This is a genomic window from Mesorhizobium sp. M2D.F.Ca.ET.226.01.1.1, from assembly GCF_004022705.2.
Classification (GTDB): domain Bacteria; phylum Pseudomonadota; class Alphaproteobacteria; order Rhizobiales; family Rhizobiaceae; genus Mesorhizobium.
In genome coordinates this window covers 671551-698485 of the sequence record NZ_RZOY02000001.1, presented here as the reverse complement: position 1 = coordinate 698485, position 26935 = coordinate 671551, and the positions used below count along the sequence as shown (strand labels likewise).

Genomic DNA, 26935 nt, shown 5'->3' with positions numbered 1-26935 from the left:
TTCAGCGGCGCGACAAACACTTCAAGGGCCTGCAATTCGAGGCGTCGGCGCGAACAACTCGGCCAGCGTCTCGCGGCTGCCCTTCAGCACGTTGAGATCGACATCGCCTTTGATGCCGTCGACGCGGCCCATATTGTGGTACTGCCAATAGATCCAATCATTGTCGCTCGGCCTGACCGCCAATGAACGCAGCCAGCGCCGGCGCGCGATGATGCTGTCGGAATAGGCATCGGCCGCCTCATCGGTCAGATAGAAAATCGCCTGCTTGCCGAACGCCGTCTCGACCGGGCCGAGGAAAGCCGCCAATTCGGCGTTGAGTTGCTGCGGCGACGGGCGCTGCGGGCAGTTGCCGCCGAACTCGATATCGACCACCGGCGGCAAGAGTGCCTCGCCGCGCGGCACCGCGGCGATAAAATTCTTCGCCTGGTCGGCCCCCGGCCGGCAGAAGGTGAAGAAGTGATAGGCGCCGACCGCGAGGCCGGCCGCGCGGGCTTCGCGTAGATTCGTGGCGAACTCTGTATCGACATGGGTGCCGCCTTCAGTTGCCTTGATGATAGCGAAGGCGACATCATCGGCCGCGACGCGCTGCCAATCGATCTGTCCTTGATGATGGGAGACATCGATGCCCCGGATCGGGAATTCGGCGCGGTCCGGCGAAAAGCCACGGAACCAGTAGTACGCGCCCGCCGCCACGGCACAGGCGACAACCACGCCGGCAACGCCCCAGAAAACAATCCGCTTCCCCAAGACCGTCCCCCCGTCGGACATGCTTTTCGGCCCGAACCAAGAGAACGCGGCGGTGGCTTTTTTCAGGCGACCAAACGCATCCAGCCAGAGAAGCTCTTTGACACAATTCCGAACGGAAAACCCCTACGGACTTTTCCTGGAATTGCCTTAGCCGCGCTCCTTCAGCAGCCGGCCCTTCTCGCGCGACCAGTCGCGCTGCTTTTCGGTCTCGCGCTTGTCGTGCAGTTTCTTGCCGCGGGCAATCGCGAGCAGCAGCTTGGCGCGGCCGCGGTCGTTGAAATAGATTTTGAGCGGCACCAGCGTCATGCCCTCGCGCTCGACGCTTTGCGAGAGCTTGGCCATCTCGCGCTTCGAGACCAGCAATTTGCGGCGGCGGCGCGGCTCGTGGTTGAAGCGGTTGGCCTGCAGATATTCCGGCAGATAGGAATTGATCAGCCATATTTCGCCGCCCTCGGCGGAGGCGTAGCTCTCCTGGATGTTGGCTTGGCCCTGGCGCAGCGATTTGACCTCGGTGCCGGTCAGCACCAAGCCGGTCTCGATCGTGTCGAGCACCTCGTAGGAAAAGCGCGCCTTGCGGTTTTCGGCGACCGTCCTGTTGTTGGGGTCGGCTTTCTTGACTTGATTCATAATGCGGAGAGGTGGCGCCTCATCCCTAGTTTATCAAGCCGGCATGCTTCATCGCGGCGTCGATCTTCTCGGCGGTCGAGGCCTCGATCGTCACCAGCGGCGAGCGCACCACATTCTCGACCTTGCCGAGCTTCGACAGCGCGTATTTGGCGCCGCACAGGCCGGGCTCGATGAAGATCGCCTTGTGCAGCGGCAACAGCCGGTCCTGCAGGTCGAGCGCCTTGGCGCTGTCGCCGGAGAGCGTGGCTTCCTGGAATTCGGCGCAGAGGCGCGGCGCAACGTTAGACGTCACCGAAATGCAGCCGACGCCGCCATGGGCGTTGAAGCCGAGCGCGGAGGCATCCTCGCCGGAGAGCTGAATGAAATCCTTGCCGCAGGTCATGCGCTGCTCGGAGACACGTTCGACCTTGCCGGTCGCATCCTTGACGCCGACGATATTCTTGAAGTCATGCGCCAGGCGGCCCATCGTCTCCGGCATCATGTCGATCACCGAGCGCGGCGGGATGTTGTAGATGATGATCGGCAGCTTGGTTGCCCGGGCAACGGCGGCGAAATGCGCATAGAGGCCGCGCTGGGTCGGCTTGTTATAATAAGGCGTGACCACCAGCGCCGCGTCGGCGCCCGCATTCTCCGCATATTGCACCAGGCCGACCGCTTCCTCGGTGTTGTTGGAGCCGGCGCCGGCGACGACCGGCACGCGGCCCTTGGCCACCTCGATGCAGACCTTGACGACCTGGCGATGCTCGTCATGCGACAGCGTCGGCGACTCGCCTGTTGTGCCGACCGGGACAAGGCCGGTCGTGCCTTCGGCCAATTGCCATTCGATGAAAGCGCGAAAGGCTTTCTCGTCGAAACGCCCGCTCTTTTCGAACGGTGTGACGAGCGCGGTCAGCGAGCCTCTCAGCATATCTTCCAAACTCCTTGGAACTTCGTTGATCTGATACATGTCGTTGTCCCAAAACCGGTACCCATCTTTGGGCGACATGCATCGAAGTTTTATTTGCGCGCCTTCTAGCCGAAAGCGAAGCCGCGCACCATAGTCTCGACACGGTTCAGCGGCAAGCATCGCCATAGTGCGAGTGTCGTGGTTTTCGATGTTCGCCAGACGTCGATATCAGGCTCGGAGCGAACATCGAAAACCACGACACTGGATTCGACAGTTGGCTGGTGTCCTTGCGATTCTGAAATTCGCGCCGTGCCCGATATCAAGGTCATGCGAATTTCAGAATCGGGACACCAGCAAGCGCAATTCGAACGGCCTCGATAACCTTTTGTTTACGAGCCTTTCACGACCTAAGTTTAGGCTCCGCATCGGGTCTCGAGTACCCGCGCCTGCAGACGATGTGCTAGGATCGCAAAATGCCGACGAGGCGGCCTCAACTCTTCGCGCTTTTGGGCGCGATCGTCGCGCTGACGCCCACGATGGCGATCGGCGGCAGCGTCGACGCGCGCGTCACGGCTTCTATTCCCATGCCCGACGTGCCGCAGACGCCGGGCCAAACGTCGATCGCCCCGGACATCGCGCAACTGAAGAGCGGGCTCGACGCGCTTGCCGCCAACAACATCGCCGGCGCGCGCAATGCGCGCGACACGCTGCCCGCCACTTCGCTCGACCGGCACATCCTCGCCTGGGCGATCGCGCTCTATGGCGGCGACCAGGTGCCGAGCGGCGAGATTGCCGATGCGGCCAAGATGCTGCCCGGATGGCCGGGCACGATCGCGCTGCGCAAGAACAGCGAGCGCGCGCTCTATCGCGAGAATCCGCCGCCGCAAGTGGTGGTGCAGGCCTTCGGCCGCAGCCAGCCGCTGACGCCGGAGGGCGTGATCATCCTTGCCCGCTCGCAGGTGGCGCTGGGCAACCAGGCAGCGGCGCGGGCGGTTCTGGTGCCGTTCTGGCGCACGGAAAAGCTGGAATCCAAGGACGAGGCGACCATCATCGAGGAATTTGGCACGCTGATCCCGGCGGTCGACCACCGCTACCGCATGGAGCGGATGTTCTATGCCGACCGGCCGTCCTCGGCGCTGCGCGTCGCCGGTCTCGCCGGCGCGCAGCCGCTGGCGGACGCCTGGGCGGCGGCCGACAAGGGCGACAAGAACGCCGCCAAGCTCTTGAAGGCGGTGCCGGCGGCGCAGCGTTCGGCCGGCTATTTCTTCGCCGAGGCGGAATATCTGCGCAAGCAGCAGAAATTCGCCGACGCGGCTGCCGTCGTGATGAAAGCGCCGACGGATCGCGATTCGCTGGTCGACCCCGATGCCTGGTGGGTCGAGCGCCGCGTGCTGTCGCGCGAGCTGGTCGACCAGGGGGACATGAAGACCGCCTACAAGATCGTCTCCATGCATGCAGCCGAAAGTCCGCTGAACGCCGCCGAAGCTGAATTCCATGCCGGCTGGTATGCATTGCGCGGCCTCAACGACCCGGCGACCGCCGCCAGCCACTTCAAGCGCATCACCGAGTTCGCCCAGGGACCGGTGTCGCTGTCGCGCGCCTATTACTGGCTCGGCCGCGCGGCGGAAGTCGGCGGTCCAGGCAGCGCCAAGGACTATTTCACGCGCGCGGCCAGCTATGGGACGACCTTCTACGGCCAGCTCGCCGGCGAGCGCGTGGGGTTGAGGACACTCAACATCGTCTATCCGAAACCGAGCGCGGCCGATCGCCAGAGCTTTGACGGCCGTGAGGCGGTCAACGCGATCAAGCGGCTGCAGGAGGCGGGTTATGACCGCTATGCCGAAACGCTCTACCGCGACCTTGCCGGGCAATTGACCAGCCCCGGCGAGCTGGCGCTGCTTGCGGTGCTGGCCGAAAAGCAGGGCAATCATTTCATGGCGCTCAAGGTCGGCAAGATCGCCGCCCAGCGCGGCATCGATGTCGGCGCGCTGTCGCATCCGCTGGGTGTCATTCCCGATTCGGCCAATATTTCCGGATCCGGCAAGGCGCTCGCCTACGCCATTGCCCGCCAGGAAAGCGAGTTCAATGTCGGCGCCGTTTCCAGCGCCGGCGCGCGCGGCCTGCTGCAGTTGATGCCGGGTACGGCCAAGCAGTTGGCGAAGAAGGCCGGCATGAATTTCTCGCAGGCACGGCTGACGAGCGATGCCGGCTACAATGCGACGCTGGGTTCGGCCTTTCTCGGCGAGCAGCTCGACCGCTTCGGCGGCTCCTATGTGCTGACCTTCGCCGGCTACAATGCCGGCCCCAACCGCGCCGCCCAATGGGTGGCGAAATACGGCGACCCGCGCGGCAAGCAGGTCGACGAGGTGGTCGACTGGATCGAGCGGATTCCCTATACGGAAACAAGAAGTTACGTGCAGCGCGTGATGGAAAATTACGAGGTCTACAAGATGCGTATTTCGGGGAAATACGACATCGTGGGGGATCTCGTGAACGGGCGGAGCTGAGGGCGTTCTTCCCCTTCTCCCCTTGCGGGAGAAGGTGGATCGGCGCGCAGCGCCGAGCCGGTTGAGGGGTGTTCCAGCGAAGCGAGATGTTGGCGTTCCCTGGAACACCCCTCATCCGACCTCGCTTCGCGAGGCCACCTTCTCCCACAAGAGGAGAAGGGGAAGCACTCCTCATTTGACGATCCCTACCCTCGCCTGTAGCTGTCGACCGTCTCCAGTGAGGAAGAACTATACTCCTATGGCGAGCGAAGGTTTCTCCGACTTCTTCTATACCGCACCCGATGGCCTGAAACTCCATGCACGGGTTTACGGCGAGGCGAACACCGCCGGCTGGCCGGTGGTTTGCCTGCCCGGCCTGACCCGCAATGCCCGCGACTTCCATGAACTGGCGCTCTATCTTTCCGGCAAGGCGAAGAGCCCGCGCAAGGTGATTGCCTTCGACTACCGCGGGCGCGGGCTGTCCGATTACGATCCGGATATCAGCCACTATAACGTCGGGGCCGAAGCCGGCGACGTGCTTGCCGGGCTCTCAGCGCTCGGCATCGAGCAGGCCGCCTTCATCGGCACATCGCGCGGCGGGCTGATCATCCACGTGCTCGGCGTGTTGAAGCCGGCCGTGCTGAAGACCATCGTGCTCAACGACATCGGCCCGGTGATCGAGGCGGACGGGCTTGCCCATATCCGCTCCTATCTCGACCGCGCGCCGAAACCGAAGACACTCGCCGAGGCGGTCGACGCGCAGCGGCACGTGCACGGCGCCAGCTTCCCAGCGCTCGGCGACGCGGACTGGGCGCGCATGGTGGCGGCGATCTGCCGCGAGACCGAAGCGGGATTTGTGCCGGATTTCGATCCGGCGCTGGTCGACACGCTGGCCAGCGTCGATTTCAGTAAACCGCTGCCGGATCTGTGGCCGCAGTTCGATGCTTTAGCCGCCGTGCCGTTGCTTGTCATTCGCGGAGCCAACTCGAAACTGTTTTCCGGGGCGACGCTCGCGGAGATGCAGCGGCGGCATTCCGGGATGGAAACGATCGTCGTCGAAGGCCAGGGCCATGCGCCTTTTCTTGAGACCGACGAGCTGCCGGCAAGGATCGCAGCTTTCCTCGATCGGGTCGAAAATCAAGTCGAATATAAGTAAAGCCCGAGACTATATCAGCCCCGGGCTCTGCTACCGGAATATAGATTTGTGTCCGCCAGCGAGGCCGATCCGCTCGGCCTATTTGCCTTTTGAGCGCTTGTGAGCCGCCTTGGCCGGTTCCGGTCCTTGCTTTTTCCGGGACGACGGGACCGAGGTCGGCGTCGTGAGAGGTGACGCAAACGCGGAACTCTCGGCGGACCGTGACGAGGACTCGTCGCTGCGCGGCTTCTCGAGAACGGTGACACAGCCGTCGAGATCGTTGGTGGCCAGATGCGCGTAACGCATGGTCATCGACAGCGTCTGGTGGCCAAGCCACATCTGAACACGCCTGATATCGATACCTCCCTGAACGAGTCGGGAAGCGCAAGTGTGGCGCAGGATGTGCGGCACCACCTGCTCATCGGCGCCGAGACCGACCTCGGCCTTCGCCTCGTTCCAGATAGCGCGGTACTGCGCCTGGCTGAGCTTGGTGAACGGGCCTTTCGGCCGGCGGCCTTCGGTGGTCGGCGGCAGCTTGATCACCTCCTTGACCCGTTCGGTCATCGGAATGGTGCGGCTGCGGCCGGATTTAGTGATCCAGAAGGAGACGCGATGTTCCTGAATGTCGTTCCAGATCAGGCCGAGCGCCTCGCCGAGGCGGCAGCCGGTATCGACCAGGAAGACGGAAAGCCGGTAGGCATCTTCGCTGCGGCTCTTGATGGCGGCGAACAGCCTTGCCTCTTCGTCCCTCTCGAGGAAACGAATCCGCCCCGCCCGCTCCTTCTGGCGGCGGAACTCGGGCAGGCTGTGGATATCTCCCATCTTATGAGCCTTGCGCAGCAATTTGCTGAGGGCAGCCATCTTGCGATTGATGGTTGCGTTGCTGTTCCCGCGCTGGCGCAAGGTACCGATAAGATTGTCCAGGGTGTTCTGGTCAAAGGTGCTGAAACGTTCTCCCAGAAGGATCTCGTCTATTTCACCGATGAAAGAGCTGACATTGTATTTATGCCGCCCATCATCCCAGAGTATATCCCGGTATGCTGCAAAGAGTTCCCCGATCCTGTACGATTTTACTTCCCGGATCTTGTTGTAGGTGTACCTAAACTTCGAGTTCTGAGAAGAAAATACCGCAAAATGACCAGAGGACTCCCCCTCTTGAATCGCTTCGTTCGACATTTTTAGCCACACCCCCTGTGGTTAAGCTATCAGCCCTAACCGGTCGGAGATGTCCTTTCAAGAGTTTTCGAGTCTGGCACCCGACCACATCCGCCGGTGGCGGATCCCACAAAGTCGCTCCACAGACCCGATCAGCTTACCGTTTTCACCCCCATCCTTTCGTTTGCTTCGACCAATCGCGAAAACAAAACGGCCCGGGCGTGGAGACGCCCGGGCCGGATTCCAGTTGTAACAGTCCAGCCCTTAGAAGGAGCGCTGGAAGCGGAGCACGCCGCCGACGGCGTTCTTCTTGTCGCCACCGGTCCAAAGGTAGTTCCGGCGATCCGGATTCGCGTCGCCGAATCTGCCCGCATGCGAGTAGTCAACTTCGGCTGTGATCGTGAAGCCAGGAACGATGTCATAGGCAACGTTCGCAGCGACGCCGACATTCTTCCACTGATCGGCGGAAACCTGCGCGTTGAACGACATCTTCTCGTTGAACTTGTAGGTGCCGCCGCCCCACACTGCCCAGCTGCCGCCCCACGGCTTGTAGAAGCCGCGACCGCCTGCATAGCTGACGAAGCTCACATCCTCGAGGTGGCTCTTGGTGCCCCAGCCGCCCATGATGAACAGCGAGAACGCTTCGTTGATGTTCACATCCGCGCGGATCTTGCCGGAAACTTCCTGGTAGTTGCTGTCGTAAGCAACGACGCCGGTGATGGCGCCCCAGCCTTGCGTCCACTTCAAGCCGCCGACGACGTGCGGAACATAGGAGTCGATGGTACCAGCGCCGTAATAAGAGCCATTGTTGAGAACGGGGTTAAAGTGGGTGCCATCCTTGACGGTGCTGCCGCCCGAGCCTTCTTCAAGCGAGACTATGGCCGAGAAACCGTTGCCGGCATCGAAGGTGTACTGCACGACGTTGGTGTCGAAGCCGCCGTAGGGGACGAGCGTGTCCTGGATGACGCTGCCGGCGTAGCCGATGAACGTATCGAAGGCCGATTCGTCCTTACCGACGCGGAGACCACCGAGCTGGATCCAGGCGAAGTTCAGCGAAACACCACTATTGCCGGCGGCATTGACGTAAGGCGCAGTGTCGGCGTTGTGGTTCTGGAAGTTGAAGCGGGTCTCGGTGTAGGTCTTCAACGTGCCGAGCTCGGTTTCCTGGCCGGTCCAGGTCTTCAGCGAGAGACGGGCATGCTTTTGAAAGGTACCCTGGTCCTTGCCGGTCTTGACGTCACCGGAGCGGGCACCGTCGAACGAGCCGACGTCACCGACGCCGATGTCGTAACGGACATAGCCGCCGATGCGCAGGCAGGTCTCGGTGCCCGGGATGTAGAAGTAGCCAGCGCCGTACACGTCGCAGATCTTGACGTATTCAGCCGGTTCCGGCTCGGCGACGGTCACCGCGTCGGCGGCGCGAGCACCGGAAACTGCGATCAGGGCCGCAGCTGAGCCGAGAAGAAGGCTCTTGATGTTCATTTTCTGACCTCCAGTCAAAAGTTAAAAAACGGGTCTGGGTATTTTTTGCTGAAGGACAGCGTTCCCTGCCCCATCCCCACTACCGAAAAAGATGCGCACCGCGCCGCTCCTTCGAACATGACCTTTACCCAGGCGGCGGCGGCGTTCAACCATGATCGTATCGCCGAAAGCCCTATCCAGACGCTATCCCCGTACGTTGTTGCACAAATGACACGATTTGGCCTCACTCCGAAAGTTCTCATTAACCATTAAGGCCTTGCGGCCGGTCGAATCCGGCGATGGGCCGCCGAAATTGCGGCGCCAGCTGCCAGTCGTCGGGCAGGGAATCGCCATGGAATCGCCGCATGAGGTCATCCGTCTTGCCGCCCATGGCAAATTTTCCGCGATTCTGGCGCCGGCTTGTTGATTGTGCCGGCGCTTTTCTTTATCCAGCGGCGCGACGGAGAGGTGGCCGAGTGGTCGAAGGCGCTCCCCTGCTAAGGGAGTAGAGGTCAAAAGCTTCTCGTGGGTTCGAATCCCATCCTCTCCGCCACCCTACGCCCTGCGGGCTTCGGGTGGCAGGCCACCCGGAACCGCATTTGGGCGTGGGAGTGTCGCCCGAAGCTACGAAGTAGCGTAGGGGGACCATGTGGTACGTCTATTTTCTGCTGCTCCATAACGGCGATGTCTATGTCGGATCGACCAACGATCTACGACGCCGTTTCGAATCGCATCAATCAGGACAGGTGACCTCGACCAAGGCCTATTTGCCTGTCACCTTGAAGGCTTACGTCGGGGTCGAAACCGAGGCCAACGCGCGGCAACTCGAGCAGTATTTCAAGACCGGATCCGGCAAGGCCTTCGCCAGCAAGCGGTTTTGGCGGACAGAGCCTCGCTGACTGATCCAGGATTTATCCATCTGAAATGATAGGGAAAAACGGCCTACTCGACCGTGTCTCCTCGACTCTTCCGTTCGATTCTGACTGGAGGTCAGAAAATGAACATCAAGAGCCTTCTTCTCGGCTCAGCTGCGGCCCTGATCGCAGTTTCCGGCGCCCGCGCCGCCGACGCGGTAACCGTCGCCGAGCCGGAACCGGCTGAATACGTCAAGATCTGCGACGTGTACGGCTCGGGCTACTTCTACATCCCCGGCACCGAGACCTGCCTGCGCATCGGTGGCTATGTTCGTTACGACATCGGCGTCGGCGACGTCGGCTCGTTCGACGGCGCGAAGTCCTTCGACCACATGAAGAGCCCGTTGAAGGAGCAGGGCACCTTTTACAAGAACACCCGCTTCACGCTGAAGACATGGACCGGCCAGGAAACCGAGCTCGGCACCCTGAAGACCTACACCGAGACCCGCTTCAACTTCGGCAACCGCAACGGCTACGGTGCCTTCACCACCGGCGGCGACCCGATCGGCAATCCCGCCGGCAACAAGAATGTCTCGCTGAACTTCGCCTGGATCCAGCTTGGTGGCCTCCGCGTCGGCAAGGACGAATCGGCATTCGATACGTTCATCGGCTATGCCGGCAACGTCATCAACGACACGCTCGTTCCCTACGGCGATTTCGACACCAATGTCGTCCAGTACTACTTCGACGCCGGCAACGGCTTCTCGGCCGTGGTCTCTCTCGAAGAAGGCGAAGGCGCTGTCGGCACCATCGACAGCTACGTTCCGCATGTCGTCGGCGGCTTGAAGTGGACGCAGGGTTGGGGCGCGATCTCCGGTGTGGTTGCCTACGACAGCAACTACGAAGAAGTCGCCGGCAAGGTCCGCCTGGATGTGAACGTTTCCAACGAACTGTCGCTGTTCGGCATATTCGGCTATGGCAGCGACAATAACCTCAACGACCCGACCAACACTATCGACGCTCATGGCCGCGGCTTCTACAAAATCTGGGGTGGAAACTGGGCGTTCTGGGCTGGCGGCACCTACAAGTTCAACGAGAAGACCTCGTTCAACCTCCAGGTGTCGGGTGATCAGGACAAGAACTACGGCGTGGCGGCAAACGTCGCTTACGACATCGTTCCCGGCTTCACGGTCACCGCCGAAGTCGACTACGATCACTTTGGCAAGTTCGACGAGTGGAACGCGGATCACTCTTCGACCGTCAACTTCACCGGCGCCGACAAGAAGAACAGCGTCGGCGGTCTGCTCCGCTTCCAGCGCTCGTTCTAAGGCACTGCCTGATTGAATCGAAAACCCGGCGGGCAACCGCCGGGTTTTTCGTTGAACAGCTGTCGACGGAGATTTTGTTGCGCGCGCCCCCGAGAATCGCTTGGCAGCCCCGTCTGCTAGTTTTGAACTTGGCAGCCCCGTCTGCTAGTTTTGAAGTAGACCTCAAAAATCGCAGAGTTGCCGCACAGCGCTGGGTATCCATTCAGGCGCAGACAGCTGCGGCGCTCGATTGGAGCACGATTTTTTGTGAGATGGATATCAGTTAGGTTAGGCGCTGCCGATTGCCGCTTGCGAATCGGCTTCTTGGAATGGCAGCATTCTAAACGGCACGCCTTCAGGTCGTTGCTTCATGGATGCCCCATCTGCCTTGCGCTTGATGCAACTTCGCCCGAGATCAGATATCAGCCAGATCTCCCAAAGCTTCGATCAGGGGTTTGATCTCACCTTCAAAGTTCTTCCAACGCTTCACGGAGGATTTGTAGATCGGTTGACGAACCTGCCAACGGCTGGGTGTGGTGACCGCCCCTTCCTTGTCGAAGAAGCGCAGGCAGGCGTCATCCCACGGCAGCCCGAGATAGTCGATGAGCCGGCGCGACTGTGCCTCCTGGTCCTCCACAAGTGTCTCATAGCGATTTTCGAAAATACGGCCTGGAAAGACCTCGTTCCAGTGACGCATCAAGCGGTCGTACTCGCGATAGTAGAGGCCGAGCGCCTGCAGGTCCGTATTGTAGCTGTGTGCCGAGCTGAATGGCAGGACATAGCATGACACGCAATTGTCGATGGCATCGCGGCGACAATGAATGATGCGCGCATTTGGAAAAAGAAGCGTAAGCAGGCCGATCAATTCGAAATTATGCGGCATCTTGTCGATGATGCGCTGCGCGATCGGAGCACGCTCCCGCAGATAGGATAGATGCTCTTCGGCCAACGTCTTGGACAAGCTTTCGGTGATCGTCGTGATCGGCTTGTTGAAATCGTAGGCGGAAGGCTGCAGGCCGATTGCATTCGCCACCCGCCTCAGTTTGTTCAATTCTCCCGCCCCGTGAACCTCGGGATGACTAGCGCATATCTGCTCGGTAAGCGTTGTCCCAGAGCGCGGCATGCCCACCACGAACACAGGCGCTTCGGAAGGGTTGCCATAGCCAGACCTTGCGGCAAACAAGTCCGGCGTGAAGGTTTCAATCGTCAGGTCTACGAAACGACGATACTGGCCGATGTCGAATTTGTAACCTTCCGCTTGCTTCGCATTCATGAAGTGGCCGAAGGCTTCCGCATAGCGCTTGAGGTCGTTCTCCACTTTACCGGCGGCGTAGTTGAGACTCGCTTTGGCTTCCGGCTTAAGTCCCGGACTCTTCAGCTCGCGAAGGATCGACTGCAATTCGGGAGGCTCTTCAGCGAACTTTCGGGTTTGCACAAGGTCGTAGTAGGCGGTCGCCGCGTCGACGCGGCTTTCGATCGCCTCCTTGAGATAGGAAGCGGCCTCATCCATACGCCCAAGGCCGGTGAGCGCGGCCGCTATTCCGATCCGCGCCTTAGGATGATCGCGGTTGACCTTCAGCGCTTTTTCATAAAGTGGCAAGGCCAGATCAGGTTTGTCGAACTGGGTGTAAACTCGCCCCAGGGCGCAAAGGGCCTCCACGAGATCGGGCTGCACTTCTAGAGCATACTGGATGTGCTTTATCGCAGCTGAAAATTCACTGAGCTTCGCATACGCCTCGCCAAGGCTAAGATGGTAATAGGGGTTCCTGGGCTCCTCAGCGATCGCTCGCCCGAAATAGTGCAAGGCAGCCTCGTCGTCGTAGCCGAGACCAACGGTGCCCATGATGTAAAGGGCCAGCGGATGGTTTGGCGTTCGCGCCAGCACCTGGAAGCACAGGTCCTGCGCTTCACTGAGTCGTTTGGCTTGCTGATGCTCATAGGCTTTCATCAGCAACGCGTCGTCGGCCCGCGCGCTGGCAAGCGAATTCGCTTTCTGGAGGCTCGGCTGTGGCGGGCTTGCCTGTGGCCATCTGGGTTTCGGCGTAGGGCCGGACTTGAGGTGCTTGGACCAGGCAGGCGGCAAACGATTGTTCATGACGTCTGCTAGCAAAAAGTCCCGATGGAATCCAGTCGAACCTCGACGCGCAACCGATGCTTTCGGTCTCGCTTGCGCCATTCGCTCACCCGGCAAGAGCACGGCCAACAGTTTCAATCCAACTTGCACCCACCCCTCGCCCACGCTAGCAAGTAGACCCTTTCTCAAGCGAGCCCTTTGCCATGCTTCGTCGCCCCCCCCTTACGCCGATCATCGGCGCGCTTCCCACCACGGTGCCGTTCGTCGGGCCGGAGGCGCAGGAGCGCGAGCGCGGGCGGCCGTTTCGCGCCCGCATTGGCGCCAATGAAAGCAGTTTTGGGCCCTCGCCGCGCGTCATCGCGCGCATGGAGAGCGTCGCGCGCGACCAGTGGATGTATTGCGACCCCGACAATTACGATCTCAAGGTGGCGGCGGCCGCGCATCATGGCGTGGCCACTGAGAACGTGGTCGTCGGCGAAGGCATTGACGGCCTGCTCGGCCTGGTGGCGCGCATGTATGTTGCGCCGGGCGACGCCGTGGTGACCTCGCTCGGCGCCTATCCCACCTTCAACTTCCATATCGCCGGCGTCGGCGGCCGCCTGGTGACGGTGCCCTATGCCAATGACAAGGAGGACCTGGACGGGCTCCTGAGCAAAGTCGTCAGCGAAAAGGCGCCGCTGGTCTATCTCTCCAATCCCGACAATCCGATGGGAAGCTGGTGGGAGGCGCCCGATGTCATGCGCTTCATTGAGGCGCTGCCGGAAACCACCATGCTGGTGCTCGACGAAGCTTACGGTGAGCTGGGACCGGCCTCAGCTCTCCCGGCGATCGAAGTTGCGCGGCCGAACGTTATTCGCATGCGCACCTTCTCCAAAGCTTACGGTCTGGCCGGCATACGCTGCGGCTACGCGGTGGCCGAGACCGAGGTGATCCGCGACTTCGAGAAGATCCGCAACCATTACGGCGTCAGCCGCATGGCACAAATTGCCGGCCTCGAGGCGCTTGCCGATCAGGATTATCTGCGGTCCGTGGTGGCGCGCGTGGCCGCGGGCCGCGATCGCATTTCAGCCATCGCCAGGCAGAACGATCTCAAGCCGTTGCCGTCGGCGACCAATTTCGTCACCATCGACTGCGGCCGCGACGGCGCTTTCGCACTGAAAGTGATGCAGAATCTTCTGTCGCGCGACGTGTTCATCCGCAAGCCGATGGCGCCACGGCTCGACCGGTGCGTCCGGGTCAGCGTCGGCCTCAGCCATGAGCTCGACATCTTCGCCGAGGAATTGCCGGGCGCGCTGGCGGCCGCACGCGGGAACTGATCGGGCGGTTGCGGCTTAGGCCGCGGATGACCCGGCATGGCCGGATTTCTCCAGCAGCCGCGTCACGCGTTTCAGCAGATCCGAGAGCTCCAGGGCTTCCTCGTCGCCGAGCCTGGCGATCAGCCGGACAAGATCACGGTTCGTCCCGGTCTCCAGGGTGGCCAACGCCGCCTTACCCCGAACAGTCAGCGAAAGAACAGGCTGGCTGTTCACCGGGCCTTTTCGCATTTCGACCAATCCGATAGCGGCAAATTTGCGGACGACCCTCGTGACATGGGCCGGGACGATGCCCAGTTCACCGGCAAGTTCGGACGCCACAGGCGCGAGATCGAGATCAAACATGCGCGCCAGAAAGCCAGCCTCGCCGCTTGCCGTTCGAGGCTTGCGGTCAAGCTCGAACAGCACACGTGCCTCCGTCAGGGTGTACGGGCTCTGTATCAATGTCTCGTCGAGGAGCCCGACAAGCCCGGTATAGAATCGGTTGAAGCGACGAGTCTCATGGACCAGGGCGTCGTGCTGCATGCTGACCTCCTTAGAGACATTGCGTCCGATAATCCCCTCATTAGTTGACTGAGTCAATTATTTAATCCAGCGTGCCACCTATCCTTCGAACCGGTTGCATTTGACCTTTCGTGCTCCAGATTGATGGGGAAGATTCTGGAGCGGGCGATGCAAGGTGAGCAAAGAGCCGTTCGGGTGCGTGTTTCCGGTACGGTGCAAGGCGTGAGCTACCGTGTCTGGACGCGCGCCCAAGCCATGCGTCTCGGATTGACGGGTTGGGTGCGCAATGAGCGTGACGGCTCGGTCACCGCACTGATTGCTGGCGCCGATGCCGCTGTCACGGCGATGATCGAACGCCTGTGGCAAGGGCCGCGGGGCGCGCGCGTCTCGAAGGTCGAGATCGAGGAAGCGGCCGACGACGCGCCGGCGGATTTCAGGATCATCGTCTAACCTCATCTCGCCTCCGCGGCCAGCATGTGCATCTTGAATTAATTGAACGTTCGTTTTATTACTATGGCAAGAGGCGAATATGGCGCGCACAACCGGTTCAGACGGGGAAAAGACCGAAGCGGCCGTCCGCGAGGCGGCGGTCAGCCTGGTCGCGCGCCTCGGCTACGAGGCGATGTCGATGCGGCAGCTGGCGGCAGAGGTCGGCGTGCAGGCGGCGGCGCTCTACCGTTACTTCCCGACCAAGGAAGATCTGCTTTTCACCTTGATGAGAGAGCATATGGAAGGTCTGCTCAAGGCCTGGGACGCGACGCGGCCGGCGAGCGCCGATCCGGTCACCCGGCTTGCCGCATATGTCGAGAACCACATCGCTTTCCACATCATGCGGCGCCACGCCACCCATGTCTCCAACATGGAATTGCGCAGCCTTTCGCATGAGCGGCTGACCCAAATCCTCAAGATGCGCACGGCCTATGAGAAGGAGCTGCGCATGATCCTGCGCGACGGCGCCGAGGCCGGCGTCTTTGAGATCGACGACACCGGGCTGACCGCCATGGCGCTGATCCAGATGATGACCGGCGTCATCGTCTGGTTCCGGCCCGGCGAGCGGCTGTCCGTCGCCGAAGTCACGGCATCATATCTTTCGATGACAATGCGCCTGGTCGGCGCGACAATCAGCCATGGCACCGCGCGTCCCTCCGGGCGCGCCAGGGACGCCGTGGCACTCTGATACGGGCATGATCTCCGCGAAGACCGGGGCGTGCGCAGGGAGGAACGGCATGTACACGAATACGCTGAACTTTGGACTTGATAGCGATATAGAGGCCCTGCGCGACACCGTGCGGCGCTTCGCCCAGGACCGCATCGCGCCGATTGCCGCGGAGATCGACCGTTGCAACGAGTTCCCCGCGCATCTGTGGAGCGAGCTCGGCGCGCTTGGCCTGCTCGGCATCACCGCCGATCCGGATTTCGGCGGCAGCGGCATGGGCTATCTCGCGCATGTCGTGGCGATGGAAGAGATTTCGCGCGCATCAGCCTCGGTCGGCCTCTCCTACGGCGCGCATTCCAACCTCTGCGTCAACCAGATCAACCGCTGGGCTACCCAGGCGCAGAAGGAGAAGTACCTGCCCGCCCTCTGCTCGGGCGAAACCGTCGGCGCGCTGGCCATGTCGGAGCCCGGCGCCGGCTCCGACGTGGTGTCGCTTCGCCTGCGCGCTGAAAAGCGCAACGACCGCTATGTCCTCAACGGCTCGAAAATGTGGATCACCAACGGTCCCGATGCCGGGACGATGGTGGTCTATGCCAAGACCGATCCGGACCGCCATTCGCACGGCATCACCGCTTTCATCGTCGAAAGGACGATGGCAGGATTTTCGGTGGCGCAAAAGCTCGACAAGCTCGGCATGCGTGGCTCCAACACCGGCGAGCTGGTGTTCGAGAATGTCGAGGTGCCGTTCGAAAACGTGCTGCATGAGGAAGGGCGCGGGGTCGAGGTGCTGATGTCGGGGCTCGACTATGAGAGGGCGGTGCTTTCAGGCGGGCCGATCGGGCTGATGGCCGCCTGCCTGGACGTCGCTGTCCCTTACGTGCATGAGCGCAAGCAGTTCGGCCAGCCGATCGGTACGTTCCAGCTGGTGCAGGGCAAGCTGGCCGACATGTACACGACGATGAATGCCGCTCGCGCCTATGTCTACGCGGTGGCGGCCGCCTGCGACCGCGGCGAGACCACGCGCAAGGATGCCGCCGGCTGCGTGCTCTTCGCGGCCGAAAAGGCGACGCAGATGGCGCTCGACGCCATCCAGCTGCTCGGCGGCAACGGCTATATCAATGACTATCCGACCGGGCGGCTGTTGCGCGATGCCAAGCTCTACGAGATCGGCGCCGGCACCAGCGAGATCCGCCGCTGGCTGATCGGCCGCGAGATCATGGCGGATGGGGTCTAATGTCCCCGGCTCGTCACTTTCGTCGAGCCTTCGTCGATCCGCTTGCGCGCCGCTTCTGCGAGAGCGTCCGACACCCATTGATTTATGGACTTTCCGTCACTGGCAGCGGCCCGGCTGACAAGACGATGAACCTCCGGCGTGGTGCGCAGAGCGAGTTTGCCAGAAAAAGGCTTTTCCGGCTCTTTGTTCTGCTCAGCGCAAAATTCGAGGTAGTCGTCAACGCATTCATGAAAAGCCTTGAGCAATTCTTCTGCCGAATCGGCTTCGTACGTGAAGATGTCGCGAATACCTATGATACGACCGTGAAACACAACGTCGTTTTCATCGAACTCGATCGTTCCCAGATATCCCTTGTAGGGCTTCATAGCTCAACACCCGAATCTATCAGGAAAGTCCTGATCTCGCGGACCACGTATGCTTTCGTATCTGGCGATGGATGCGGTCGATGCACTCGAAGCGTCATCCCGTTCAAAGTGAAGCGCACCCGCGATCCACGACCTTCCGACACTTGCGCTCCAAGTGCTATCAGCAATGCCTCGACGTCGCGCCATTTGATTGAGGCACTGACCGGGTTCGCAAATATCTTGCCCAGTGTCTGCCGGTGCGCTGCTTTCACGGCTTTCGCCTTCCCCAGTCGAATACCTTTGTGGTCAAATCCTCTGGGGTTAGGGCGAGAGCCCGAAGTGATACTAAAATATGATATCATTTGAGGTTTGTCAATGCCCGCCTTGACCTCGCAGATCTCCCCCTCCTCCGAGACTTTCCGCGCCAATGCCGAGCGCATGCGGGCGCTGGTCGCCGACATTTCCGAGAAGGCGGCAAGCGTCGAACGGGGCGGCTCGGACGAGGCGCGTGAGCGCCACCAAGGCCGCGGCAAGCTGTTGCCGCGCGAGCGTCTGGCGCAATTGCTCGATACCGGCTCGCCCTTCCTCGAAGTCGGGCAGTTCGCGGCATGGTCGATGTATGGCGAGGATATTCCCGCCGCCGGCATCATCACCGGCATCGGTCGCGTTGAGGGCACGCAAGTGATGGTCGTCGTCAACGACGCAACGGTGAAGGGCGGCACCTATTATCCGCTGACGGTGAAGAAGCATCTCCGGGCACAAGAGATCGCGCTGCAGAACAATTTGCCTTGCGTCTATCTGGTCGACAGCGGCGGCGCCAATCTACCCAACCAGGACGAGGTGTTCCCCGACCGCGAGCATTTCGGCCGCATCTTCTACAACCAGGCCAATATGTCGGCGGCCGGCATCCCGCAGATCGCCTGCGTGATGGGTTCCTGCACGGCGGGCGGCGCCTATGTGCCGGCGATGTCGGACGAGACCATCATGGTGCGCAACCAGGCGACCATCTTCCTCGGCGGCCCGCCGCTGGTGAAGGCGGCCACCGGCGAGGATGTCAGCGCCGAGGAGCTCGGCGGCGCCGACGTCCACACCAGGCTTTCCGGGGTCGCGGACCACTATGCCATGGACGACGAGCATGCGCTGGCGATTTGCCGGCGCATCATCAGGAACCTCAACCGGAACAAGGCGGTAAGCCTCAATCTGCGGGAACCGATTCAACCGCTTCACGATCCGAATGAACTCTATGGCGTCGTGCCGACGGATCTGCGCCAGCCTTATGACGTGCGCGAGGTCATCGCCCGGCTCGTCGACGGCTCGGAGTTCGATGAATTCAAGCAGAACTACGGGACGACCTTGGTTACAGGCTTTGCGCATCTGCATGGCATGCCGGTCGGCATCATCGGCAACAATGGTGTCTTGTTTTCCGAAAGCGCGCTGAAGGGCGCGCATTTCATAGAGCTCTGCTGCCAGCGCGGCATTCCGCTGGTCTTCCTGCAGAACATCACCGGCTTCATGGTGGGCAGGAAATACGAGGCCGGCGGCATCGCCAAGGACGGCGCCAAGCTGGTCATGGCCGTCGCCACCGCCAAGGTGCCGAAGCTCACCGTCATCATCGGCGGCTCGTTCGGCGCCGGCAATTACGGCATGTGCGGCCGCGCCTATTCGCCCCGCTTCCTGTGGATGTGGCCGAACGCGCGCATCTCGGTGATGGGCGGCGAGCAGGCCGCGACCGTGCTTGCCATGGTCAAGCGCGAAGGCATCGAACGCAAGGGCGGCGAATGGAGCACCGAGGAGGAAACGAAGTTCCGGAAGCCGATCCTGATGAAATATGAGCATGAGGGCCATCCGCTCTACTCCTCGGCGCGGCTGTGGGACGACGGCATCATCGATCCGGCCAAGACCCGCGACGTGCTGGCGCTGAGCCTTTCCGCCGCGCTCAATGCCGGCATCGAGGAAACGAAATTCGGCGTGTTCAGGATGTGACGATGGGCGTTCTCGGCGACAGGATCCGCATCCACACCGGCGACATCACCAAGCTTGCGGTCGACGCCATCGTCAACGCCGCCAATACCTCGTTGCTGGGCGGCGGCGGCGTCGACGGCGCCATTCATCGCGCGGCGGGGCCTGACCTGGTCGCCGAATGCCGCATGCTCAATGGCTGCAAGACCGGCGACTCCAAGCTGACCAAGGGCTATAGGCTGCCGGCGCACTATGTCATCCACACGGTCGGGCCGGTCTGGCAGGGCGGCGGCAAAGGCGAAGCCGAGCTGCTCGCCTCCTGCTATAGGCGTTCGCTCGAAATCGCCCGCGACCATGACTGTCGCACCATCGCCTTTCCGGCGATCTCGACCGGCATCTACCGCTTTCCCAAGGACGAGGCGACCAGCATCGCCGTGGCCACGGCTGCCGACTTCCTGCGACAAAACACGGTGCCCGAGGTCGTTACTTTCTGCTGCTTCGACGACCAGACAGCGGAACTTTACCGGCAAACCGTTGCTGACACCGGGAAAGGCTGAACTTTATGGACCAAGCGATTCCCCAGTACAGGCAAGTGCGAATCTCCAGGCGCCCGCTGGCGCTGGCGAAAAATATTCGCTATTCTTCGTCTTGCATTGGGCGAATGGGGTTGGGTGAAAATGATCTTGAAATATTACCGGAAGCCGATTGTTTCGATACTTGCAGGGTTCCTAATATTTGTCGCATCAGCCGCCGAGGCAGCCGGATCGCTGTCGGGCAGTGTGGGCGACAAGCGCTTTTCGCCGACGCTGTCCGGCAGAGCCACGGATCCGTGCACCAAGGCCTACAAGGCTTATATCGCCGCAAGCGGCCATTCGGCATACGCGACGACATCGTTTGTGCGGGTCAGGGACGGCTACGTCCTGTGCGGCACTCACTACAACGCGCCGTCGCAAAAGGCGGCCGAGGATCTGGCGATGAAATCCTGCCAGTCCGCTCAGGCGCACTACAAGGTGGCAGCGGGCGGCTACTGCCAGATCGCGGCTTCGAAGTAGGCGGGCGAACGTCGAGTCCGGGCCGCCCGCATCACATCCGGGAGGCTCCATGTTCGGCAAGATCCTGATCGCCAATCGCGGCGAGATCGCCTGCCGCGTCATCCGCACCGCCCGCAAGCTCGGCGTGCGCACCGTGGCCGTCTATTCGGATGCGGATGCCCGCGCCCTGCATGTCGAAATGGCGGACGAGGCGGTGCATATCGGCGCCTCGCCTGTCGGCGAAAGCTATCTGCGCGGCGAAAGGATCGTCGCGGCAGCGCTCGCCACCGGCGCCGAAGCCATCCATCCCGGCTATGGCTTCCTGTCGGAAAACCCCGACTTCGTCGACCAGGTGACGGCGGCAGGGCTGGTCTTCATCGGCCCATCCGCCGGCTCGATCCGCGCCATGGGACTGAAGGACGCCGCCAAACGGCTGATGGAAACGGCTGGCGTGCCGGTGGTGCCCGGCTATCACGGCGAGGCGCAGGAGATCGTGCTGCTCGCTTCCAAGGCGCGCGAGATCGGCTATCCGGTGCTGATCAAGGCGCGCGCCGGCGGCGGCGGCAAGGGCATGCGGCGCGTCGACCATCCCGACGATTTCTCGGAAGCGCTGTCAGGCGCGCGGCGCGAAGCGAAAGCCGCGTTCGGAGACGATCGCGTGCTGGTCGAAAAATATGTCGACAAGCCGCGCCACATCGAAGTGCAGGTGTTCGGCGACAATTTCGGCGATGCGGTGCATCTTTTCGAACGCGACTGCTCGGCGCAGCGCCGCCACCAGAAGGTGATCGAGGAGGCCCCTGCTCCCGGCATGACGCCCGCGCTGCGCAAGGCGATGGCGGAAGCCGCGGTGAAGGCCGCCAAGGCGATCAACTATTCGGGCGCCGGCACCATCGAGTTCATCGTCGATGCCTCGCAGGGACTCAAGGCCGACCGCTTCTGGTTCATGGAGATGAACACGCGGCTGCAGGTCGAGCATCCCGTCACCGAGATGGTCACTGGCGTCGACCTCGTCGAATGGCAGCTTCGCGTCGCTTCCGGCGAGAAACTGCCGAAGCCGCAGGCTGAAATCGCTCTGTCGGGCCACGCCTTCGAGGCGCGCCTCTATGCCGAGGACGCCGCGAAAGGGTTCCTGCCGGCGACCGGTACGCTGCATCATCTTAAATTCCCCGACGCGGCGCCGCAAAGCGCTGCGATGCGCATCGAGACCGGCGTGCGCGCCGGCGACGCGATCTCGCCCTTCTACGATCCGATGATCGCCAAACTGGTGGTGCACGCCAAGGACCGGGCCACGGCGCTCGGCGCGCTGCGCGAGACGCTGGCGCTGACGGAAGTGGCCGGCTCGACCGTCAACACCGCCTTCCTGGCGGCGCTCGCCGCTGACGCCGATTTCGCGGCGGGCGATGTCGATACCGGGCTGATCGGCCGGCATCAGGGAGCGCTCACCGCCATTCCCGCGCCGAGCGACGAGACGATCGCCGCGGCGGCACTTGCCGCGACCGACGCCGGCGCGCCGGGTGCGGCCGCCGATCCGTGGTCCACGCTTTCAGGCTATGCGCATTTCCACCCGCTCGCGCGCCGCATTCGCCTGCGCCATGGCGAGGAGAACATCCTGGCCAGGGTTTCCGCACGGCCGGACGGCCGCTTCCAGGTGGTGCTGGAGGCGCCGCATGATGCGGTGAACACGCATGATCTGAGGACCATGCCACACACGGCCCGCTGGCCCGGCCACGTCACGGTCTTCGAGGGTGCGGTCAGCTATACGTTCACGGTTCCGGATCCGCTGGCCAAGGCCGACGAGGCGGGACCCGCCTCGGGCAGCCTGCGCGCGCCGATGCCGGGACTGGTCAAGCTGGTGCGGGCAGCGGCGGGCGATGCCGTGATCAAGGGTCAGCCGCTCCTGATCCTCGAGGCGATGAAGATGGAGCACGTGATCGCCGCGCCGCATGACAGCGTGATCGCCGAGATCGCGGCCGAAGGCGCGCAAGTCAGCGACGGCACGGTGCTGGTACGGTTCGCGGAAGATGGCCAGGGCTGAGGCGCCGAGTTGCTGAACGGCTAAAATAGCGATGTCGAGGGGACAGCGCGCCCCTCTGCTAAACTTGTGCCAAGCACGGCGACGAAAATGGCCGGGACGAGCCCGGCCATTTCCGTTTGAAAACATTGCTTTTTTTGTGGTTTTTTTGCATCTTTTGGCCGGTTATCATAACCGACACAAAAACCCGCCGAAGCGGGGTTTGCCTCACATGTTGGACGCGCCGCGGAACTGCGGCGGAGCCGGTCTGTTCTTGGCTGGCGGCTTGGGCCTCATGTGAACGATCGGCCTGGCCGCTGATATCGGTATCTGCGGCGCGATGGTGTGCATCGACGCGATCGTCCGCTGACGTCGCAACACGGCCTCGATGAATTTATTGATGTCCAATGACTTGGGCATGCGACTTCCTCCCGTCGTCTGCCCTCCCGCCGTGACAAGGCTACTCCGGCCTGGCGACGCGGGTAAAGAGAAAAGCCCGCCTCCCTTTCGGAAAGCGGGCCTCGCGCGGCAACCGGATGGTGCTGCTGAATTGTCTTATTCAGTCACAATGTCTCGAACGAACTGGTCAATCTTTTCGTACCTCTGACTAAACCCAATCGCAGTCATGATCTCGTCTGCCCTCTCGTCAGCTTCGTCACCTTCGTTCTGCATCGCTGTAAGCCGGTCCGAAAGTTCGGGGTCAATGTCACCCGCTTCAGCCTGAGCGGCCAGGCTTTCAAGCATTTCGGCCGCCTTGATGTTGCGAACGTCCTCTGGATGCCGCTTGGCTTTTTCCCGTCGCCAAGCTGCCTTTTTTTCCAGAGCGTGTGCAATTCCGGTAGCGTCAGTCATATGCTCACTCCTCAATGCGCAAAGCGCGAGTTGATGCCAGCCGCACCATTGCAGCCGACACAATCAGTCGTCCCCGCCTTCGCGGGCATACGTTTTAAGGTGAAGTCTCGCTCAAATGGGCTGGCCCGAAGGCTGCGCGTGCGAGACATTGCCAAGCCAGGCACCGGTCCAAAGACCGGCGCAGGACTTTATTAGGACCGCTCTACCAAATTAATGTCAAGTCCGACGGGCCGATCGCCAGCGAGCCCACACATATAGAGCTCGTCGGCATCCAGTTCCGCCGGCTCCAAATCCCTCTCGGCAACTATCGCAAACCGGCCATCGTCATCATAGATGTTTTCGACCGGCAAAAATCCGGCTGCGCATGCCGGCGCCAGGACGAATGCTTTCCATCCATCGCCGTACTGAACGACCTGGCCGGGCGTGAAGGTGCGTTGGGCTGCGTTAAGCATGTGGTGCGATCCTCGTTGCGTTTGTTCGACTCTGTGCTAAGTCTTGCGCACCATGCCCAACGTAGCGCGGCATGTCAACACCATGCACAAGGTTGGGCACCATGACAATTACAGCTGCGCAATGCAGAGCGGCTCGCGGTCTCATCGAAATGGATCAGGCTGTGCTTGCCCTAGCCGCAAACCTGTCACGCAATACCATTGTTGATTTCGAGAAGGGTCGCCGCACGCCGGGTACCAACAATCTCGCCGCCATCCGCGCCGCCCTCGAAGCCGCTGGCGTTGAATTCATCAACGGCACGGGCGTCAAACTGCGCACGTGACGCGGCAACGCCCACAAGTACGTTCGCCTACCAATTTACCAAATTAGTGAGCAATCTCAAAGGGTTGCTTGACAGGCCCACTTGTGGAATCCATACTCGCGAAGAACGATGGAGGCCTGCATCGTGGCCCTGAAACTTTTTCGCCGCGGCAAGATTTGGTACATCCGAGGAACGGTGCGCGGTATTCACGTTTACGAGTCCACCAAGGTTGCGGACAAGGCTAGTGCGCAGAGAATCATCAAGGCGGTCAAAAGTCGCCTGATAGAGGAAAGCATCTCCGGCCACGCCGCCGTTGTCACCTTTGGGGAAGCAGCGGACGCTTACCTCGACTGGCGTGGGTCTGATCGCTTTTTAGGCCCGTTGAGACATCGATTCGGTTCAACTGAACTTCGCGAGATAGATCAGCCTCAGCTAGACAGCCTGGCCAAGGAATTGCTGCCGAAGGCCCTGCCACAAACTCGAAACCGACAAGTTTACACGCCGTTTATCGCTGTGTGGAACCATGCCTGCAAGCTGCGGTGGGCCAGTGCGCAGCAGTGGATTCGTCCGCGAAATCCTAAAGGAACGAATGTTCCTCGCTGGGCATCCAAGCGCAGCGGTAACAAGCCAGTGGCCTATGACCGCGCAACGACCTTCCTGGCGTCTATGAGCCCTGCGCCAGCAATGCTCATGCTGACGCTGTTCTATACCGGCCTGCGACCTATCGAGGCATTTGCGCTCGCCGCCGATGATGTCGACGGGCCTGGCCGTTGGTTGGTCATTCGCACCAGTAAGACTGGCGAACCGCGCGGTGTGCCGATGCACGATGTCTTGGTGCCAATGTTCGAGTCGCTGCTTAAGCGCAAAAACCTGTCGATCGACAGGCGCATCTTCCGCACGCCCCGAGGCAAGCCATACGGCGAGGTGACAGACGGTGGCGGCGGCTTGAAGTCTGCAATCCAAGGCGCGCGCCGGCGGACCGGCATCAACGACATCAGCCCGTACACAGGGCGCTATTCTGTTTCGACCCAGCTCGTGGTCAATGGGGTGCACCCGTATATCAAGGACCAGATCCTTGGGCACGCTGCGGACAGCATGAGCCGCCACTACACCAACGTGCCGCAAGCGCCGCTTATTGCGGCCATCAATACGTTGCCGGTGCCCTCGGCTATCAGAGCGCTGCCGTGGTGGGAAAACCCGCTGGGATGGGCTGGCAGGCTCGCTGAGGGTACCGGCAGGCGAACGGATCTACTCCCGAGAACCTGATATGGCACGCAAAAAGGAGACCAAAGCCGAGATGGAGCAGCGCATCGAGAACCTCGATGCGAAATTGGCGCAAGCCTACCAGATCATTGGAGCTCTGCTCTCAGACTGTGGCCTGTTCGAGACAACCGAAGGCCAGCGCGTGCTCGACTACTTTTCGCGCGATGGCTACGACGAGCACTTCCTCCCCTGGCAGCGAAGCGGGAAGACGGGATGACCGGCTGCCCTCACTGCCTCGGCGCGGGCATCGTCTTTGTCTGTCCGGAATGGCAGCGAAAAATGATCGAAGATGAAATAGCTCCAACGAGAAAAGCGCGGATAACAGGCTGTTGACTGTGACGATTGTTCGATCGCAGCATCGCCCACTGGGTTGAGGGGGAAATCAATGAAATTCAGAACAGTTTCCGCGCTTGCGCTTTGCGCCACGTTTGCGGGATGTCAGACGACGCCACCGTCTATTCACCCGACCCAGGCAGGCGCTCAACCAACCGTCAAGCAGACAGTCAAAAGACAACTTTCCGCCGAGGAGGTTACGGTAATTCAGAAAGGCGTTCGGGAAAGCTTGAAGGATCCCGACAGCGCTAGGTTCGGCAACATGGTCGCGGCACAGGAAGACGCAAACAGTTCTTGGGTCTGCGGCACTGTCAATGCGAAAAATAGCTTTGGCGGCTATACCGGCGACAAGCCATTTATGGGAATGCTTACGCACCTTGCGGGTGGCAAGGGCAAGGTTCTTCGAACCTTCATGGTCAGCGCCATGGGCGGAACTGATACTGAAACTTACGTCGCGCTATCCATGTGCAAGCAATACGGCGTGCTTTAGGTGTGTCTTGACGTAGGGGCAATAATCTAAATCCGTTGGCGAGTCAGCAAACTTGCACTACAAAGCGTAGCGTGGCGGGCTTACGAGATATTTTAGGAGGTAGTAAATTGACCGAACACAACGAGGCGGGAAACATCGACCTTGTGGAACTCACCGCCGATATCGTTTCCGCCTATGTAAGCCACAATCCCCTCCCTGTCGCCGGATTGGCCGACCTCATTGCCTCGATACATTCGTCGTTGTCAGGTGTGGGACAACCGACCGCGGCAGAGGCGCCGAAACAGGAACCGGCGGTCAACCCGAAACGGTCAGTGTTTCCCGACTATATCGTCTGCATCGAGGACGGTAAGAAGTTCAAATCGCTAAAGCGGCACCTCAGCGTGCACTACGGCCTAACCCCAGAAGAGTATCGCGAGAAATGGGGCCTGGCGCGCGACTATCCGATGACGGCGCCAAACTATGCGGCGACGCGCTCGGCACTGGCGAAGTCCAGTGGGCTCGGGCGGAAGGCGGCGGCTAAGCCGGCGCGGATCGCTGGCAAAAATCGGTGACCGCCGACATGAGGCTCATGCAACTTGCTGCCATCATATCCATCGTCACCACCCTGGGCTCTGCTGCCGCCGCATACGCCGGAAGTTCTCTTCCAGCGAACGTCAGGATTTTGCTTAAGTCCGAAACGGCCCTGAACGACTTATGTCGGGGCGGTCCGGGAGACGATCCAAAGACGATGCAAGCGTGCGATGATCGCAATGCTGTTGAACAGAGGCTGTATGCTGCAGGCTGGTGTTATGGGAAGCGCGGCCAAGCTGGCTACCAGATGAAATGGCATAAGTGCACCAAGGATTCGCTTCACCAAGGTGACTGAAAAGCGCTGGCGCTCAAGGTGCCGCCGGCCCGCCTATTCATCGCGCCAAATCACTTGTTGATCGACGCAGCCCAACAAAAAACCCGCCAACCTTTCG

At 61.3% G+C, this 26935-nt stretch carries 31 protein-coding genes and 1 tRNA gene; 19 read left to right on the top strand and 13 right to left on the bottom strand.

Features of this window, described 5'->3' with window-relative positions; all coding sequences use genetic code 11:
- Positions 1-21: 21 nt before the first annotated feature.
- The 3 genes from EN869_RS03345 to dapA all read right to left on the bottom strand — a co-directional run bounded on the left by EN869_RS03345 (position 22) and on the right by dapA (position 2281).
- Positions 22-747 (bottom strand): glycoside hydrolase family 25 protein, encoded by a 726-nt coding sequence (locus EN869_RS03345; RefSeq protein ID WP_245489529.1) that lies wholly within the window; start codon positions 745-747, stop codon positions 22-24.
- 147 nt (positions 748-894) lie between these two features.
- Positions 895-1374 (bottom strand): SsrA-binding protein SmpB, encoded by a 480-nt coding sequence (gene smpB / locus EN869_RS03340; RefSeq protein WP_041002108.1) that lies wholly within the window; start codon positions 1372-1374, stop codon positions 895-897.
- Between the two features lie 25 nt (positions 1375-1399).
- Positions 1400-2281, bottom strand: coding sequence for a 4-hydroxy-tetrahydrodipicolinate synthase (dapA, locus tag EN869_RS03335; RefSeq protein WP_127228698.1), 882 nt, complete (start codon positions 2279-2281; stop codon positions 1400-1402).
- 452 nt (positions 2282-2733) lie between these two features.
- Here dapA and EN869_RS03330 point away from each other — a divergent pair, with 452 nt between their 5' ends.
- Together EN869_RS03330 and EN869_RS03325 are read left to right on the top strand one after the other, a co-directional pair.
- A complete protein-coding gene (locus EN869_RS03330; RefSeq protein WP_127228534.1) occupies positions 2734-4767 on the top strand; it encodes a lytic transglycosylase domain-containing protein in 2034 nt (677 codons plus the stop codon).
- 238 nt (positions 4768-5005) lie between these two features.
- Entirely contained in the window at positions 5006-5902 is an 897-nt protein-coding gene (locus tag EN869_RS03325; protein ID WP_127228535.1) for an alpha/beta hydrolase, read from the top strand.
- Positions 5903-5980: 78 nt separating this feature from the next.
- Here the strand turns inward: EN869_RS03325 and EN869_RS03320 are convergent, their stop codons facing one another.
- The 3 genes from EN869_RS03320 to EN869_RS35455 all read right to left on the bottom strand — a co-directional run bounded on the left by EN869_RS03320 (position 5981) and on the right by EN869_RS35455 (position 8888).
- Complete coding sequence (locus EN869_RS03320) at positions 5981-7057, bottom strand: site-specific integrase (protein WP_127228536.1); 1077 nt, start codon at positions 7055-7057, stop codon at positions 5981-5983.
- 243 nt (positions 7058-7300) lie between these two features.
- Positions 7301-8518, bottom strand: coding sequence for a porin (locus EN869_RS03315; RefSeq protein WP_127228537.1), 1218 nt, complete (start codon positions 8516-8518; stop codon positions 7301-7303).
- A gap of 241 nt (positions 8519-8759) precedes the next feature.
- On the bottom strand, positions 8760-8888 hold the full coding sequence (locus tag EN869_RS35455; RefSeq protein ID WP_281015728.1) for a hypothetical protein: 129 nt from the start codon (positions 8886-8888) through the stop codon (positions 8760-8762).
- Between the two features lie 71 nt (positions 8889-8959).
- Between EN869_RS35455 and EN869_RS03310 the strand changes: the two genes are divergently transcribed.
- From EN869_RS03310 to EN869_RS03300, 3 genes are all read left to right on the top strand, one after another.
- A tRNA-Ser gene (locus EN869_RS03310) sits at positions 8960-9050 on the top strand.
- A 94-nt stretch (positions 9051-9144) separates the two neighbouring features.
- A complete protein-coding gene (locus EN869_RS03305; protein WP_127228538.1) occupies positions 9145-9396 on the top strand; it encodes a GIY-YIG nuclease family protein in 252 nt (83 codons plus the stop codon).
- Between the two features lie 98 nt (positions 9397-9494).
- Entirely contained in the window at positions 9495-10679 is a 1185-nt protein-coding gene (locus tag EN869_RS03300) for a porin (protein ID WP_127228539.1), read from the top strand.
- A 394-nt stretch (positions 10680-11073) separates the two neighbouring features.
- Here the strand turns inward: EN869_RS03300 and EN869_RS03295 are convergent, their stop codons facing one another.
- The gene (locus tag EN869_RS03295; RefSeq protein WP_127228540.1) at positions 11074-12753 is read right to left on the bottom strand and encodes a tetratricopeptide repeat-containing sulfotransferase family protein; all 1680 of its coding nucleotides are present in this window, start codon (positions 12751-12753) and stop codon (positions 11074-11076) included.
- A gap of 182 nt (positions 12754-12935) precedes the next feature.
- On the opposite strand from EN869_RS03295, the gene EN869_RS03290 reads away from it, so the two are divergent.
- On the top strand, positions 12936-14048 hold the full coding sequence (locus EN869_RS03290; protein WP_127228541.1) for a pyridoxal phosphate-dependent aminotransferase: 1113 nt from the start codon (positions 12936-12938) through the stop codon (positions 14046-14048).
- A 15-nt stretch (positions 14049-14063) separates the two neighbouring features.
- Here the strand turns inward: EN869_RS03290 and EN869_RS03285 are convergent, their stop codons facing one another.
- A complete protein-coding gene (locus EN869_RS03285) occupies positions 14064-14570 on the bottom strand; it encodes a MarR family winged helix-turn-helix transcriptional regulator (RefSeq protein WP_127228542.1) in 507 nt (168 codons plus the stop codon).
- A gap of 147 nt (positions 14571-14717) precedes the next feature.
- On the opposite strand from EN869_RS03285, the gene EN869_RS03280 reads away from it, so the two are divergent.
- From EN869_RS03280 to EN869_RS03270, 3 genes are all read left to right on the top strand, one after another.
- Entirely contained in the window at positions 14718-14999 is a 282-nt protein-coding gene (locus EN869_RS03280; RefSeq protein ID WP_127228543.1) for an acylphosphatase, read from the top strand.
- Positions 15000-15078: 79 nt separating this feature from the next.
- Entirely contained in the window at positions 15079-15726 is a 648-nt protein-coding gene (locus EN869_RS03275; RefSeq protein ID WP_127228544.1) for a TetR/AcrR family transcriptional regulator, read from the top strand.
- Positions 15727-15775: 49 nt separating this feature from the next.
- Positions 15776-16939 (top strand): isovaleryl-CoA dehydrogenase, encoded by a 1164-nt coding sequence (locus EN869_RS03270; protein WP_127228545.1) that lies wholly within the window; start codon positions 15776-15778, stop codon positions 16937-16939.
- Here the strand turns inward: EN869_RS03270 and EN869_RS03265 are convergent.
- Positions 16936-17304 (bottom strand): type II toxin-antitoxin system HicB family antitoxin, encoded by a 369-nt coding sequence (locus EN869_RS03265; protein ID WP_127228546.1) that lies wholly within the window; start codon positions 17302-17304, stop codon positions 16936-16938. The genes EN869_RS03270 and EN869_RS03265 overlap by 4 nt on opposite strands.
- A complete protein-coding gene (locus EN869_RS03260; RefSeq protein WP_245489530.1) occupies positions 17301-17645 on the bottom strand; it encodes a type II toxin-antitoxin system HicA family toxin in 345 nt (114 codons plus the stop codon). The genes EN869_RS03265 and EN869_RS03260 overlap by 4 nt, the downstream gene beginning before the upstream one ends.
- Before the next feature lie 13 nt (positions 17646-17658).
- On the opposite strand from EN869_RS03260, the gene EN869_RS03255 reads away from it, so the two are divergent.
- From EN869_RS03255 to EN869_RS03240, 4 genes are all read left to right on the top strand, one after another.
- Positions 17659-19266: a carboxyl transferase domain-containing protein gene (locus EN869_RS03255; RefSeq protein ID WP_127228548.1), complete on the top strand. Its 1608-nt coding sequence runs from the start codon at positions 17659-17661 to the stop codon at positions 19264-19266.
- A 2-nt stretch (positions 19267-19268) separates the two neighbouring features.
- Positions 19269-19799 carry an O-acetyl-ADP-ribose deacetylase gene (locus tag EN869_RS03250; RefSeq protein WP_127228549.1) on the top strand — a complete coding sequence of 177 codons (531 nt, stop codon included), beginning with the start codon at positions 19269-19271 and terminating at the stop codon, positions 19797-19799.
- Positions 19800-19919: 120 nt separating this feature from the next.
- The gene (locus EN869_RS03245) at positions 19920-20294 is read left to right on the top strand and encodes a hypothetical protein (protein ID WP_127228550.1); all 375 of its coding nucleotides are present in this window, start codon (positions 19920-19922) and stop codon (positions 20292-20294) included.
- 49 nt (positions 20295-20343) lie between these two features.
- Positions 20344-22308, top strand: a complete 1965-nt coding sequence (locus EN869_RS03240) for an acetyl/propionyl/methylcrotonyl-CoA carboxylase subunit alpha (protein WP_127228551.1) — start codon at positions 20344-20346, stop codon at positions 22306-22308.
- A 204-nt stretch (positions 22309-22512) separates the two neighbouring features.
- Here EN869_RS03240 and EN869_RS03235 read toward each other — a convergent pair whose 3' ends face one another.
- From EN869_RS03235 to EN869_RS03225, 3 genes are all read right to left on the bottom strand, one after another.
- Positions 22513-22704, bottom strand: a complete 192-nt coding sequence (locus tag EN869_RS03235) for a hypothetical protein (RefSeq protein ID WP_128334342.1) — start codon at positions 22702-22704, stop codon at positions 22513-22515.
- A gap of 135 nt (positions 22705-22839) precedes the next feature.
- A complete protein-coding gene (locus EN869_RS03230; protein ID WP_128334343.1) occupies positions 22840-23136 on the bottom strand; it encodes a hypothetical protein in 297 nt (98 codons plus the stop codon).
- A 191-nt stretch (positions 23137-23327) separates the two neighbouring features.
- A complete protein-coding gene (locus tag EN869_RS03225) occupies positions 23328-23588 on the bottom strand; it encodes a hypothetical protein (protein ID WP_128334344.1) in 261 nt (86 codons plus the stop codon).
- 71 nt (positions 23589-23659) lie between these two features.
- Between EN869_RS03225 and EN869_RS03220 the strand changes: the two genes are divergently transcribed.
- From EN869_RS03220 to EN869_RS03195, 6 genes are all read left to right on the top strand, one after another.
- Entirely contained in the window at positions 23660-23908 is a 249-nt protein-coding gene (locus EN869_RS03220) for a helix-turn-helix transcriptional regulator (RefSeq protein WP_348632359.1), read from the top strand.
- 123 nt (positions 23909-24031) lie between these two features.
- On the top strand, positions 24032-25153 hold the full coding sequence (locus EN869_RS03215; protein ID WP_245517759.1) for a tyrosine-type recombinase/integrase: 1122 nt from the start codon (positions 24032-24034) through the stop codon (positions 25151-25153).
- A gap of 1 nt (position 25154) precedes the next feature.
- A complete protein-coding gene (locus EN869_RS03210) occupies positions 25155-25367 on the top strand; it encodes a hypothetical protein (RefSeq protein ID WP_128334346.1) in 213 nt (70 codons plus the stop codon).
- Between the two features lie 168 nt (positions 25368-25535).
- Entirely contained in the window at positions 25536-25973 is a 438-nt protein-coding gene (locus EN869_RS03205) for a hypothetical protein (protein ID WP_128334347.1), read from the top strand.
- Positions 25974-26080: 107 nt separating this feature from the next.
- Complete coding sequence (locus EN869_RS03200; RefSeq protein ID WP_128334348.1) at positions 26081-26524, top strand: MucR family transcriptional regulator; 444 nt, start codon at positions 26081-26083, stop codon at positions 26522-26524.
- Positions 26521-26838: a hypothetical protein gene (locus EN869_RS03195; RefSeq protein ID WP_128334349.1), complete on the top strand. Its 318-nt coding sequence runs from the start codon at positions 26521-26523 to the stop codon at positions 26836-26838. Before EN869_RS03200 ends, EN869_RS03195 begins: the two co-directional genes overlap by 4 nt.
- Positions 26839-26935: the final 97 nt, after the last annotated feature.

Coding starts and splice junctions, on each gene's coding strand:
- EN869_RS03330 (WP_127228534.1), top strand. CDS start 2,734: ATGCCGACGAGGCGGCCTCAACTCTTCGCGCTTTTGGGCGCGATCGTC.
- EN869_RS03265 (WP_127228546.1), bottom strand. CDS start 17,304: ATGAAGCCCTACAAGGGATATCTGGGAACGATCGAGTTCGATGAAAAC.
- EN869_RS03245 (WP_127228550.1), top strand. CDS start 19,920: ATGATCTTGAAATATTACCGGAAGCCGATTGTTTCGATACTTGCAGGG.
- EN869_RS03205 (WP_128334347.1), top strand. CDS start 25,536: ATGAAATTCAGAACAGTTTCCGCGCTTGCGCTTTGCGCCACGTTTGCG.
- EN869_RS03270 (WP_127228545.1), top strand. CDS start 15,776: ATGTACACGAATACGCTGAACTTTGGACTTGATAGCGATATAGAGGCC.
- EN869_RS03255 (WP_127228548.1), top strand. CDS start 17,659: ATGCCCGCCTTGACCTCGCAGATCTCCCCCTCCTCCGAGACTTTCCGC.
- EN869_RS03225 (WP_128334344.1), bottom strand. CDS start 23,588: ATGCTTAACGCAGCCCAACGCACCTTCACGCCCGGCCAGGTCGTTCAG.
- EN869_RS03290 (WP_127228541.1), top strand. CDS start 12,936: ATGCTTCGTCGCCCCCCCCTTACGCCGATCATCGGCGCGCTTCCCACC.
- EN869_RS03260 (WP_245489530.1), bottom strand. CDS start 17,645: ATGATATCATATTTTAGTATCACTTCGGGCTCTCGCCCTAACCCCAGA.
- EN869_RS03320 (WP_127228536.1), bottom strand. CDS start 7,057: ATGTCGAACGAAGCGATTCAAGAGGGGGAGTCCTCTGGTCATTTTGCG.
- EN869_RS03280 (WP_127228543.1), top strand. CDS start 14,718: ATGCAAGGTGAGCAAAGAGCCGTTCGGGTGCGTGTTTCCGGTACGGTG.
- EN869_RS03300 (WP_127228539.1), top strand. CDS start 9,495: ATGAACATCAAGAGCCTTCTTCTCGGCTCAGCTGCGGCCCTGATCGCA.
- dapA (WP_127228698.1), bottom strand. CDS start 2,281: ATGCTGAGAGGCTCGCTGACCGCGCTCGTCACACCGTTCGAAAAGAGC.
- EN869_RS03325 (WP_127228535.1), top strand. CDS start 5,006: ATGGCGAGCGAAGGTTTCTCCGACTTCTTCTATACCGCACCCGATGGC.
- EN869_RS03295 (WP_127228540.1), bottom strand. CDS start 12,753: ATGAACAATCGTTTGCCGCCTGCCTGGTCCAAGCACCTCAAGTCCGGC.
- EN869_RS03235 (WP_128334342.1), bottom strand. CDS start 22,704: ATGCCCAAGTCATTGGACATCAATAAATTCATCGAGGCCGTGTTGCGA.
- EN869_RS03315 (WP_127228537.1), bottom strand. CDS start 8,518: ATGAACATCAAGAGCCTTCTTCTCGGCTCAGCTGCGGCCCTGATCGCA.
- EN869_RS03220 (WP_348632359.1), top strand. CDS start 23,660: ATGTCAACACCATGCACAAGGTTGGGCACCATGACAATTACAGCTGCG.
- smpB (WP_041002108.1), bottom strand. CDS start 1,374: ATGAATCAAGTCAAGAAAGCCGACCCCAACAACAGGACGGTCGCCGAA.
- EN869_RS03210 (WP_128334346.1), top strand. CDS start 25,155: ATGGCACGCAAAAAGGAGACCAAAGCCGAGATGGAGCAGCGCATCGAG.
- EN869_RS03285 (WP_127228542.1), bottom strand. CDS start 14,570: ATGCAGCACGACGCCCTGGTCCATGAGACTCGTCGCTTCAACCGATTC.
- EN869_RS03240 (WP_127228551.1), top strand. CDS start 20,344: ATGTTCGGCAAGATCCTGATCGCCAATCGCGGCGAGATCGCCTGCCGC.
- EN869_RS03305 (WP_127228538.1), top strand. CDS start 9,145: ATGTGGTACGTCTATTTTCTGCTGCTCCATAACGGCGATGTCTATGTC.
- EN869_RS03250 (WP_127228549.1), top strand. CDS start 19,269: ATGGGCGTTCTCGGCGACAGGATCCGCATCCACACCGGCGACATCACC.
- EN869_RS03275 (WP_127228544.1), top strand. CDS start 15,079: ATGGCGCGCACAACCGGTTCAGACGGGGAAAAGACCGAAGCGGCCGTC.
- EN869_RS35455 (WP_281015728.1), bottom strand. CDS start 8,888: ATGGGCGGCAAGACGGATGACCTCATGCGGCGATTCCATGGCGATTCC.
- EN869_RS03230 (WP_128334343.1), bottom strand. CDS start 23,136: ATGACTGACGCTACCGGAATTGCACACGCTCTGGAAAAAAAGGCAGCT.